At 41.7% G+C, this 11,894-nt stretch carries 14 protein-coding genes; 9 read left to right on the top strand and 5 right to left on the bottom strand.

What is annotated here, in order from left to right:
* Positions 1–1,118, bottom strand: a 1,118-nt coding sequence (locus LC605_RS27015; protein WP_229550569.1) for a dynamin family protein, incomplete at its 3' end; no start/stop codon positions are given.
* 82 nt (positions 1,119–1,200) lie between these two features.
* On the opposite strand from LC605_RS27015, the gene LC605_RS27010 reads away from it, so the two are divergent.
* From LC605_RS27010 to LC605_RS26995, 4 genes are all read left to right on the top strand, one after another.
* On the top strand, positions 1,201–1,437 hold the full coding sequence (locus tag LC605_RS27010; RefSeq protein WP_229550568.1) for a hypothetical protein: 237 nt from the start codon (positions 1,201–1,203) through the stop codon (positions 1,435–1,437).
* A 437-nt stretch (positions 1,438–1,874) separates the two neighbouring features.
* Entirely contained in the window at positions 1,875–2,150 is a 276-nt protein-coding gene (locus tag LC605_RS27005) for a type II toxin-antitoxin system Phd/YefM family antitoxin (protein WP_229550567.1), read from the top strand.
* Positions 2,151–2,301: 151 nt separating this feature from the next.
* Positions 2,302–2,631, top strand: coding sequence for a Txe/YoeB family addiction module toxin (locus tag LC605_RS27000; RefSeq protein ID WP_229550566.1), 330 nt, complete (start codon positions 2,302–2,304; stop codon positions 2,629–2,631).
* 148 nt (positions 2,632–2,779) lie between these two features.
* Positions 2,780–3,775 carry a folate-binding protein YgfZ gene (locus tag LC605_RS26995; RefSeq protein ID WP_229550565.1) on the top strand — a complete coding sequence of 332 codons (996 nt, stop codon included), beginning with the start codon at positions 2,780–2,782 and terminating at the stop codon, positions 3,773–3,775.
* A gap of 5 nt (positions 3,776–3,780) precedes the next feature.
* Here LC605_RS26995 and LC605_RS26990 read toward each other — a convergent pair whose 3' ends face one another.
* Together LC605_RS26990 and LC605_RS26985 are read right to left on the bottom strand one after the other, a co-directional pair.
* A complete protein-coding gene (locus LC605_RS26990; RefSeq protein WP_229550564.1) occupies positions 3,781–4,761 on the bottom strand; it encodes a DUF5331 domain-containing protein in 981 nt (326 codons plus the stop codon).
* A 12-nt stretch (positions 4,762–4,773) separates the two neighbouring features.
* On the bottom strand, positions 4,774–5,112 hold the full coding sequence (locus LC605_RS26985) for a ferredoxin (protein WP_229550563.1): 339 nt from the start codon (positions 5,110–5,112) through the stop codon (positions 4,774–4,776).
* Positions 5,113–5,313: 201 nt separating this feature from the next.
* On the opposite strand from LC605_RS26985, the gene LC605_RS26980 reads away from it, so the two are divergent.
* The 3 genes from LC605_RS26980 (at position 5,314) to LC605_RS26970 (ending at position 7,718) form a co-directional block, all read left to right on the top strand.
* Entirely contained in the window at positions 5,314–6,108 is a 795-nt protein-coding gene (locus LC605_RS26980; RefSeq protein WP_229550570.1) for a GTP-binding protein, read from the top strand.
* Positions 6,105–6,914: a metallophosphoesterase gene (locus LC605_RS26975; protein ID WP_229550562.1), complete on the top strand. Its 810-nt coding sequence runs from the start codon at positions 6,105–6,107 to the stop codon at positions 6,912–6,914. Before LC605_RS26980 ends, LC605_RS26975 begins: the two co-directional genes overlap by 4 nt.
* A 75-nt stretch (positions 6,915–6,989) precedes the next feature.
* Positions 6,990–7,718, top strand: coding sequence for a metallophosphatase (locus LC605_RS26970; RefSeq protein WP_229550561.1), 729 nt, complete (start codon positions 6,990–6,992; stop codon positions 7,716–7,718).
* 21 nt (positions 7,719–7,739) lie between these two features.
* Here LC605_RS26970 and LC605_RS26965 read toward each other — a convergent pair whose 3' ends face one another.
* A complete protein-coding gene (locus LC605_RS26965) occupies positions 7,740–8,624 on the bottom strand; it encodes a metal ABC transporter permease (protein ID WP_229550560.1) in 885 nt (294 codons plus the stop codon).
* Positions 8,624–9,352, bottom strand: a complete 729-nt coding sequence (locus LC605_RS26960; protein WP_229550559.1) for a metal ABC transporter ATP-binding protein — start codon at positions 9,350–9,352, stop codon at positions 8,624–8,626. Before LC605_RS26960 ends, LC605_RS26965 begins: the two co-directional genes overlap by 1 nt.
* A 55-nt stretch (positions 9,353–9,407) precedes the next feature.
* Between LC605_RS26960 and LC605_RS26955 the strand changes: the two genes are divergently transcribed.
* Together LC605_RS26955 and LC605_RS26950 are read left to right on the top strand one after the other, a co-directional pair.
* Entirely contained in the window at positions 9,408–10,427 is a 1,020-nt protein-coding gene (locus tag LC605_RS26955) for a metal ABC transporter solute-binding protein, Zn/Mn family (protein WP_229550558.1), read from the top strand.
* Positions 10,428–11,314: 887 nt separating this feature from the next.
* The coding region (locus LC605_RS26950; RefSeq protein ID WP_229550557.1) for a ParB N-terminal domain-containing protein at positions 11,315–11,894 on the top strand (580 nt) is incomplete at its 3' end.

Raw genomic sequence — 11,894 nt, 5'->3', positions numbered from 1 at the left:
GCTGCTTTATCAAGTTTTGCCAATGCATCACTGAGAAGATTCCAACCAGCATTTTGAGTGATGGTTTCAATAACTATTTTTTGAATCGTAGGTAAGCCACTATCTTGTAAAGCCTTTGGTGCAATTTTGTGTGGCGCAGGTATAATTTGGTTGCCTTCTTCATCTTCTATGGCGTACCTGGCACTAAAAAACTTTTTGAAGTCCTTTGTCTGGCTTTCAGTCGCCTTGTTTTGTCCAATCAGTTTTGCTAAAAGTCCTTGTCTAGAACTTGCAGGATAGATAATTGGATTTGGAAAGCCAAAGGTAGTTAACTCTCGTTTCAAGTCTTCTATAACATCAGCAATTTCTCTGTCTTTTTCTGTTTTCTGATCGACTTTGTTAAGGATGAAGTAAATCTTCCCTGTGTTCTCAGATAAAATTTCGTTGCGATTTTCTATGACATCTTTAAATAAACCTGAAATAGCATTATCTCTGTAAGAAGCGTAATTTAAAACAAACAAAATTGCATTGCAGTTTCGCAGTGCTTCCAGTGTAGTTTGCTTGAGTTTGACATTGGAATTGTTAGACTCCCACTCATTCGGGCCAGGAGTGTCAACTAAAGTAAAACCAGCAAGGGAAGAGAGTCCGCTAATGGCTTCGATAGGATACTCAATCTCAAAGCGTATGGTATCGTCAGGATTATCTTTCTCGCGAATCTCACGGGTACGCACTAGAAATTTCTGTTGAATTTCTCCAGCGTCACCTTCAGCAAGAACAATAGGTCGTCTTTGTCCCTCTCGGTACTCCAAAAGTCTTGGGATTTGCTCAGATGGAATATGTCGGACATCAGTACGACAGATTGTACACGCTGCTGTCTCACTCGCCAGAACATCAGCACCAATCACGGCATTTAAAAAGGTACTTTTGCCAGCTTTCATCGCTGCAATCACAGCCACCTGATATTTATTCTCTTTTAATTCATGTAGGGCTTTGTTAATATCATCTTCGACACTCTGCAAACCTTTGGTATCATCTCCTTCGCTGAGGCGGCCTTGGCGAATTTCCTGAAGGTACTGTAAAAGATGTGTGCCAGTGTTGTAGATGCTGTCGTGTGCTGCTTGGAACTGTTCAGAGGACATAATTAATTATGTGAGGGAAAGTTTAGCTAAAGCACGTACAGCTTAAATTACTAATGAAAATATTTGCCTCAGTAATTGCACTATGACACTAAAGGCGATCGCACCCCATCCTAATCAACCAATCATCACACTACTCGCACTGAAACAAAGCTATATGAACAAGCCTGAAGAAAAATTAGAACTATACTTCAGACACAGTACTACAGAGACAGTATCAATGAAGATACCAACAGATACATTGCGATCGCTTGAAAAAATTGCAGCCAGTCAAGATATGTCACCTGAAGCCTTGCTAAAGTTATATAGGACTAGTATTTGATTTTTGAAATACACGTAGGGTGTTTAGCGCAGAAAGTACGGCACTACACGCTTGGAATGGTGCGTTTGCAAAGCGTAACGCACCCTAGATCACTACTGAGATTTTTTCAGAAATCAAATATGATTCCTATATATCAATACGGTTCACAAAAGGGCTGAAACTCTTTTTTTTACGAACCACAGAGGCGCAAAGAACACAGAGAGAAGGAGAAGGAGGAAATGCTTAACCCAAGTGTATTGTCCTATATATTGGGCAGTGTTTGCGGCAAGATTTAGCCAAGTTATGATCTGAGTAGGTACTAGAATAAACCGCTCAAGTTCTAGCAAGGCACATCCAATTGAAAGAGGACAATTTAACCATCATTCAAAAAATTCAAGCTGAAGCAAGTCTTTAGTTACCTGCCAGCAAAGAGTAACAGATAAATTAAGGAACAAGAAATGTCTAACAAAACGAACTACACCGAAGCTTGCAATAATTTTGAAAAAATTTACGAAGAGGCAATTAGCACTCGTGAACCTGTAGTTGTTAATCGTGAAGGTGCAGAAAGTGTATCCGTCATTCCTACTTCGGAACTTAATAGCATCATAGAGACAGCGTACTTGTTTCAATCACCTGAGAATGCAGCACGTCTTTTAGATGCTTTACAACGTGTTAAGGCTAAGACTAATATGCCCCAAACTATAGACGAGTTGCGTAAAGAGTTCTCGCTCTAAGTAGAGCGACGCAAATAAAGCTAACTAGCTAAGGCTGTCATTTGTCATTTGTCCTTCGTCATTTATAAGGATTTAAGGTGTATTTACGTTTCGTAATATAGTTTGGTTTATTTTTGCCGACTTAGCTTACGAACAAGAGTAAATAAATTCAATGTCGGATAATTTAGAACCAGAAGCACTTCCCAAATCGGAAGCTTCTCAAGAAGATAATTTAGAACGCAACCTCGTTTTTGACCGGAGATTTCTGGAAGACCTTACCTACTGGGTAGAGACAAATAGAAAAACTGCACTCCGCGTGTTATCTTTAGTTGAAGAGATTAGGCGGAATCCCTTTCAAGGTACAGGCAATCCTGAAAGATTGAGATATTATGATGCAAATATATGGTCGCGCCGAATCACTCAAACTGACCGGATTGTTTACGTAGTAAGTGATGAGCGAGTTGAGTTTATTCAGGCACGATACCATTATGGCGATCGCTAATTTCAATGTAATTTTGAAAAACAGCGTAGGCGCAGCCCAACCTAGGCATCGCCTCACCCCTCTCAGCTCTACACCATTGAAGCCGCAAACGCTTATTTGCTAAGATTTTCAGTGCGACAACATTGAAACAGGGCAACTTCTCATCACCATGCCAACATCTACACTTGACGATCAAGACACAGCAGCCATCGAAGCCGCCAGAGTTGGGGTTGCTATATGCGATCGCACCGCCTGGGGACGCATCAAAGTATCGGGCGACGATCGCCTCAATTTCTTGCACAACCAAAGTACTAACAATTTCCAAATACTCAAGCCAGGACAAGGTTGTGATACGGTTTTCGTCACTTCCACAGCCAGGACTATTGATTTAGCAACCGCCTACGTTAGAGAAGATGCGGTAATCTTGCTGGTTTCACCCAACCGCCGCCAATATCTCATGGAATGGCTGGATAAATATATTTTCTTTGCCGATAAGGTGGAATTATCTGATATTACACAATACACCAACACCTTCAGCCTCATTGGCCCAGGAAGCGACGCTGTTTTAGAAAAGTTGGGTATTGGCGAACTCATCGGCCAACCTTACGGTAGTCACCAAGTATACACAATTGCTCCGGCTGAGGGGGTGCGGATTGCTGTGGGTAGTGGATTAGCGGCTCCCGGATACACCTTCACTTTCCCCTATACGGACAAATCTTCGGTGTGGAACAAATTGTTAGAAGCTGGGGCGATAGAGATGAGCGATCGCGCCTGGGATGCTTTGCGAATCTTACAAGGACGCCCCGCCCCAGATGCAGAACTCACAGATGATTACAATCCTCTGGAAGTTGGCTTGTGGCAAACAATTTCTTTTACTAAAGGTTGCTATATTGGGCAGGAAACTATTGCTCGGTTAAATACATATAAAGGTGTAAAACAACACCTTTTGGGTATACGACTCAGTGCCCCTGCGTCAGTTGGAAGTGCGATCGCAGTTGGAGATGAAAAGGTCGGCAAACTTACCAGTTACACAGAAACGGCTGATGGTTACTTTGGACTAGGTTACATTCGCACCAAAGCTGGTGGCGTAGGTTTAAAAGTCCAAGTGGGAGAAATCGAGGGTGAAGTCATAGAAATCCCATTTGTTTCTCACGATTACCCATAAGTAATTTAAGACAAAACATCTTCTTTATTCCTAGCACCGTAACAAAATTCATCTACCCAAGAAGCTAGACTACGGGCATTAGTGGTTGGCAAATTTACTTTTGTTTTCATGTCTTGTGGTTGAATATTCGGATATTGATTGTTGTTTTTAGCGTCAGCAGTAATTGCTAGCGATCGCACTGGTTTGCCATTACTAGAAATCTCAGTGGTAATTGCCAGCAATGCGCCTACAGGGATTCGCACAGATGGCGCGTTGCTCTTAACCTCGGTAGCTAATGCCACAGATGGCATAGTTTTGGCTTTGCTGTTAACTTCAGTCGTCATTCCTGAAGGGAGGCGTTCGAGAGGTGATATCTGCCGAGAAGCTGCAAAGTAGCTACTTAGTGGTTGATATTTGCTTAGAAAACCAGAAGTGGGCGTTTTTGCCGGAGTATCTGGAGCAACTTTAGTTGCATTTGCAACTACCAACTCAGGTTTGGTTGTGCGAACTACTTCAGCAGTAGTCATAAATGATGACACAAGTTGATCGGCGCGTGGCAAGCTTGAATCTAGAGTCTTGCTTGGAGAATGAGGCGTAATCTTGTCGGCAGTTACAACCGATGACACATATTTATCCTCAGAATACTTTTCGTCTGGCGACTCCCTTTCAACTTGGCTGATAGCCATAGAATGTTCCGATTTTATTAAACGTAACTCTTCATCAGGATTGAAGTTCAGACCTAAAGCGGCGACTATTTTATCTGGATCGTTATTCAAATCCAGCATAAAAGAAAGTACTTCATCAAACTGGGGTTCCAAAACAGACAGTGTTGCCAAAATAAAACCGGACAAAGGACGCCGTAGACCATCGTAAGTGCGCCAAATTCGCATTTTGACCAGCCAGGGAATATTTTGCTCGTAGTAACTCAGCCACTTTTGTTTTAAGGATTGACGCAGATGCTGGATATTCATCGGATGCTTCGCTTCAGTCAAAAAAATTGCAGACATTGATATTGTTAATTAGTTTGATTTCTGGAGATGAAACCGATGATAGAGCATCTGTTTGACTATTTGACCACCTAGTAAATGATTTTCTACCAGTAGAGATACTTCATCGGGTTGAACGCCGCTATACCAGACTATATCAGGTAATATCAGCACCATTGGGCCATTGCCACATTGTCCCAAACAACTGCTAGCCGTTATTGTGACATCAGGAATTGGCAAAGCCGTAAAAGCTTCTAACACCTTGAGGGCGCCTTGCTTTTTACAAGTGCGATTTTGACAAACCCGCACACATCTAGGAGAAGAGGGTTGGTCTATTGTCGGGAAGTTTGATGGTTGAGTGATGTTGGTCATTTTTTTAACGAACCACAGAGGCGCAGAGGACACAAAGGAGCTAGGGGCTTTCAACTGGAGTTTAGACTAAAAGCGATATGAGAGAACGCAAATCAAATGGAATTAGACAGTAAAAATATTATCTTGTCAGCCTCAAAGCATCCGCGACCTTTTTCTTGCTAATATATTTCAAATCACATAAAAATGATTATCATTATCTTTATGTCTGTACCAAACATTATTGTCGTTGCTGGTTCATCTGGGGCTGGGAAAACTACCTGGATTTGTCAACAGATGCGAGATATCGCCGATGTTGAGAAAATAATTTATTACAGCCCTGGTACTGGGACTGTTCCCATTGACCAAACCCGCATAGCTATTGAATTTCCTGGTATGCAAGTCTTTGGTGATGGTGAACGAGTAGAATTTCTGAACCAAATACCCAAAGCAGATGCGGTTTTCATTGAATGGGGATTTTATCTGGACTTGGGAGCGATGCCTACGGCGATCGCAGCTAACGCACAATTATTAGATAATCTAACTTACCGTGCCATTGCAGTTTTACCACCTGACCTCAAAGACTCCGAATATCATACTTGGGCAAAGGAGATTGTACGCGGCGCAGCAACCAAAACCAACACTGTTGAAAGTTTATGGCGGGCGGCAAGCAACGGTCAAGTAATTGACGAAAACAGTCTAGAAGAATTTTGGTACGAAATCACCCACAGTGCTTACGGTATTGTCACCCGTGCTAAAGGCATTTTTGACGTTAACGATGGTAGGTCACTTTACTGTGATTTTGTGGCTGGTGTTCCCCAAACGGATTTTCTGGAATTAGACTTACCGCGCTACTTGGAAGGTAGACCCCAGCGTTTCAGTGGACTAGAAGTGGTGGGAAAAAACTTGGATGAAGCAGCTTTAAGGCAAACATTATCAGATTGCTGTTTATCTGACGCTGCGATTTTGCAATACCAACAACAGGTAAAAGAGATTTTATTAGAAGGGAAAAAAGTGTGAAAATAGCCGTCATTTCATGTATTCATGGCAATTACGAAGCCCTGGATGCTGTATTACTAGATATCAACCAGCACTCATGCGAAAAAATCTTTTGTGTTGGCGATTTGGTAGGATATGGGCCTCATCCCAATGCAGTCGTTGCTCAAATTCGGTCTTTAGATATTCCCACCTGCGTCGGCTGTTGGGATGAAGATATTGTGGAAGGATTGAACGCTTGCGATTGCAGTTATCCCTCGTTATTGGCAGAAAAAAGAGGAATACAGGCTCATGAGTGGACTAATCAAGAAATTAACCCAGAAAACCGCGAATTTTTAGCCAAGTTACCCCACAGTCTCAAAGAGGGAAATTTAGCTTTTGTTCACGGTAGTCCTCATAGCAACCATGAATATTTACTACCTCAACTCGACGCTTTTGTAGCACTAGAGCGAGTATTGTCCACAGAATCAGATGTACTATTTTGTGGTCATACTCATGTACCTTACGCCCGGACTCTGGATGCTGGACAGCTACAAATTAGTGTTGGTAGAGGAGAAAAAGCACAGGAAATTAGCTTTAAATCTCCTCTCAAACGGATTGTGAATGTAGGTTCAGTGGGAGAACCCCGACATGGGCGACCGAATGCTACTTATGTAATTTACGACACAGATACCCAAGAAGTTAAACTACGCGAAGTAGCTTACGACTACCAAAAAACCTGTGCAGCGATTATTGAAAAAGGTTTACCCGCAATTTTTGCTTGGCGTTTAGCGCATGGATTGGAGTATGCAGAACGTGCAGATGACCCGACTCATGTTTGCACAAGGTAATCTCTCCCCCCTCCTCCTCTTCCTCTGCGCCCCTTTGCGCTTTCCTCTGCGTTCCTCTGCGTTAAAAAAAAAGATATGAATAAATGGGCAATTTTGAGTGGAATTGAAGCTAACTTGGCAGCTTATGAAGCTGTAATAGCTGACATTAAGCGTCAGGGTGATAAGGTAGAAGCTTTATATATTTTAGGCGATTTAGTAGGGCCAAAACCAGAAGCAGAGAAGTTAGTAGAACGAGTGCTTAACCCACGCCAGGGAGAATTAGAACCCTTGATTTGTAAGGGATGGTGGGAAGAACAGTGTTTTATTCTGCATGGTCTGGGCGCAACTGAGGATGCTCCTGAATTGATCGCAAAATATGGAGGAGAGACAGTAAAGTTGTTATGGGAGTGCGTTTCCCGTCAGACGGTACAATGGTTGAGAAACCTCGATTTTGGTTTTTTTGAATTAGATTGTTTGTTAATCCACGGCTCAACGGTAAGTGTGGATGACGAACTGACTCCAGAAACTCGCCCAATCCAAATGCTTGATAGACTCTCAAGGATGCAAGCGAATAACTTATTCTGCGGTCGTTCTGGTTTAACTTTTCAGTATCAACTACAAAGTGGTTCTATTACTACTGGACTTACCACTCTTGATAAGCAAGTATCTCCTCAAACTTTTACCGTTAGCCTACGTCAAGTAATTGGGGTGGGGAATGTGGGACGCACACTAGGTCAAGCTACCTACACTCTCTATAATCCTGGAACGAATCAGGTGGAATTCAAGACGGTGTATTACGCCAATAGTAAGTACCACAGTAATTGAGATTGGATGAGCCAGTTGAAATCATTTCGGATTGTGAGATTTGAACTGGCTAAAAAGCCTAGCTCTTTGATGAGCCATTTCTGGTCTGGTCAAAATTCCTTGAGTAGGGCTAAAAAATAATGCTAATAAAAATAGTCCGGAAACAACTAACACTATAGCCGCACCTGATGGGACATTTAAATAGTAGCTAATATACATTCCAGCTACACTGCTAATCACACCAATAGCTGCTCCTAATTGCATCATTTGGTGTAACTCTTTCACTAATAAATAAGCTGTAATTCCTGGGCCAATCAGCAAGGAAACAACTAAGACTACACCCACGGTTTGCATACTGGCAATAATCGTTAGCGTAATAGCACCAGTTAAACCAAAGTGAATTAAATTAATTGGTAAGCCGCTTGCTTGAGCGCCAAGTGGGTCAAAAGTATAAAATAGCAATTCTTTGTAAAATAGCTTAACTAAAATCAAAACAATAACTGTGATCATTACAGTCCGCTTCACATCATCTGTAGTTACACCTAAGATGTCACCAAATAAAAACTGATGCAGGTCTAATTTGCTTTTTAATAGGGTAATCAACATGATACCCAATGCTAAAAATCCCGAAAAAACTAACGCCATCGCTGCATCAACTTTGATCCGGGATTGAGATTGAATCCAAGTAATGACAAAAGTGCTGAGAGTTCCAGATATAAATGCACCTAAGAAAATATCAATGCCTAAGAAAAAGGCGATCGCTAGTCCTGGTAAAACTGCATGAGCAATCACCTCTCCTAGTAATCCCATGCGTTGAACTATGAGATAAGTACCGACAACAGCGCAAAGAATACCCAACAGAATTGCTGTGGTAATAGCTCTTTGCATGAACTCAAAACTTAAGGGTTCAATTAGCCAATCTAACATTAAACTACTTCCCTATTCAACATAAATATACTATCTCCATAAGCACGTTGAATATTATCTGCTGTCATCACTTGTTTCAGCGAACCATTAGCAATCATTTGTTTATTCAACAATAATAACTGATCACATTTTGTCAAAGCTATTCCTAAATCATGAGTAATTACCAACAAAATCTTACCTTGGGATTTTAGTTCTTCAAATACCTCAAACATGATGGCTTCTGTCTTTTTATCAACTCCGACAAATGGCTCATCAAAGAATAATAATTCGGCTTGTTGTGCTAAAGCTCTTGCTAAAAATACTCGCTGCTGCTGTCCGCCTGATAACTCTCCAATTTGACGCGATCGCAATTCTAGCATCGCCACTCTCGCCAAAGCATCTTTAACTATTTCTTGAGATGGCCGCGAAGGTGCGCGAAACCAGCCTGTATGCACAGTCCGCGCCATCAACACGACATTCCAAACTGTTATGGGATAATCCCAGTCAATCTGCGATCGCTGTGGTACATACGCAACAGAATTTAATTGCTGTTTCAAAGCGCGATCGCGAAATTTTACAACTCCACTCGTGGTTGGTACTAAGCCCAAAATCGCCTTCACCATTGTGCTTTTACCAGCACCATTGGGGCCAATTACACCCACAATTTGTCCCGGTAAGGAACGGAAACTCACATCCTCAACCGCCGTGACTCCCCGGTAATTTACAGCTAAATTTTTAACTTCTAACATAAATTTATCATTTTATATGATAATGATAATCAATATAATTTAAGTCATCAGATTTATGATATCTTACAAACTGCGATTGAAATCCTTAGCGGCTCTTGCCTTAACGTGCGGGGTATTTGGATGTAGTCCAACATCCCAAACCAGCCAATCGACTCCCACCCTTGGTGATAACGCGTCTGCTATTCAAACTGGGACTTCACCAGCGCCAAAAGCCAATGACAAAGGCCCGTTAGTAGTCGCTACCAATACCGTTACTTGTGGCTTAACTAAAGAAATTGCAGGTGATACTATTGACCTCAAGTGTTTAATTGATCCAGGCTCAGATCCCCATGTGTATCAACCTAAACCTGATGATAGCAAAGCAATTGAGCGGGCTAAATTAATTCTTTACGGTGGCTACAATTTTGAACCTAGTTTAATCCAGCTAATTAAAGCTACCTCAAATCCTGCTCCCAAGGTGGCTGTAAATGAAGTTGCAGTCCCCAAACCTCAGCAGTTTGAGGATGATGGTAAAACTGTTACCGACCCTCATGTATGGCAAAATGCCCAGAATGGCATAGCGATCGCACAGGTGATTTCTCAAGAATTAATAAAGGTAGCCCCAAAGAACGCTGCAACCTATACCAGCAACACGCAAAAACTCACAAATGAAATCAGCCAGATAGACAGCTGGATTAAATCGCAGATTGCGACAATTCCACCCAAGCAACGCAAATTAGTGACAACCCATGATGCTTTCGGTTACTATTCCAAAGCTTATAGAATTCCCATTGAAGGAGCGCTAGGGGGTATTAGCACAGAAGAAGCGCCGACACCTGCACGAGTGGGTGCATTGGCGATGTATGTTAAAAAACAGGGTGTACCGACGATTTTTGCAGAGACGACAATTAACCCGAAACTCATAGAGGCTGTAGCAAAAGAGGCAAAAGTTAAGGTTTCAGACCGAGAATTGTTTGCTGATGGTTTGGGCGAAAAAGGAACAGAGGCCGAGACTTACCAAGGAATGTTGATTGCCAATACACGCACGATTGTGGAAGGTTTAGGAGGCAAGTATACAGCGTTTAAACGTAAATAATCAGAGTTAAGTAGAGCGACGCAAATAAAGCTAACTGGCTAAAGCTGTCATTTGTCATTTGTCATTTATAAGGGTTTAAGGTGTATTTACGTTTCGTAATATAGCTTGGTTTATTCTTGCCGACTTACTTAGCCCAGGCGTAGCTATCTTGGTGGATACAAGAGCCTAGATCGTAGAAGCGATGGGCAAACGCCTCTTGTCAACAAGAACCTCTTAATGTCAATAAAGTCCAAAATAATCGCATTAATCCCCGCTTATTGACAAGTGTCGGAACGGGGCAGGCGATTCTCCTTGATGAAGTGTTGCGATCGCTAATGAAGTTTGCTCCTGGCGTAACTGCCCGCCTTGTTGGGATGCCTGCGGTGGTAAATTACGCTATGCCTGACTGTAGACAGTGCAAAGATGTACGGGTTGTCCAAAAAATTTTTAGGTAGGAAAAGCGAAGCTCGTTCATGAAATACTTTCTTTCAGGACGAGCAAGCAAACATCATAAATACTACTGTGACACTACGAGTACAAATCCTCACTTGATAATTTAATCAAAGTCTGGGACTAGCTTTTAAAGAATTATTGCGGGAATCTGCAATTAAGCAAGCAATCTCTGATCTCAAAATTAAATATAAAAAGCGGTTATTTGACCCTTCAGATAAATACCGATGTTAGAAATAGAAGCAATTTGTTAAGGTATAGGCTTCAATTGCAAAGAGCGGCTTTCAATTTTGAAAATTTTGTGACACGTAATACTACGTATGTTCTATAAAAATATAGAGTTTCACAATTTAATACCAAGAAATGTCAAGAAAGATTACTAGAGTTGTTGTTCTGCTATATTTCTTATAGTCTCCATAGTCTGTCTCTATAACCCCAGTTAATTTTTGGTAGCTTTTATGTCCTTTATTGCCATTGATAGGGTTAATATTCAGCCTAACAGGCGTCCTGTGAACGACCAAAAAGTTGCCCAGTTGATGCAATCTATTAAGACGAACGGGCTCTTGAACCCTATAACCATTGATCAAAATTTCAATCTGATTGCAGGGCTGCACCGTCTAACTGCTTGCAAGCTCTTGGGGGTGGAACAGATTGAATACCGGATTGTAACTTGTGAGGACGTAGACCATGCCAGATTGGCTGAAATCGATGAAAACCTCATTCGTAATGAACTAGAAGCCTTAGAACGATCTGAATTCTGGCTAGAGAGAGACCAAATCTTAGAGCGGATAGGTTTGCGGGCTCAATCTGGAGAGAACCAATACACTAAAAAAGGGGGTGAATCGATTTCATCCCCTGGTAAAACAACTGTACAACTAGCTCAAGAGGTAGGTTATGACAAGCGGACATATCAATTAGGAAAACAAATTGCTAAAAATATTGATCCAGAAGTTAAAGAGGTAATTAAGAAAACACCTGTTGCCAAGAGTCAGTCCACTTTGTTAAAAATAGCCAGAGCCGGTAGCAAACCTATCCGCT

The sequence above is a fragment of the Nostoc sp. CHAB 5836 genome, from assembly GCF_020829445.1.
Taxonomy (GTDB): Bacteria; Cyanobacteriota; Cyanobacteriia; order Cyanobacteriales; family Nostocaceae; genus Nostoc.
The sequence above is the reverse complement of the archived record's forward strand: the minus strand, read 5'-3'. Positions and strand labels throughout refer to the sequence as shown.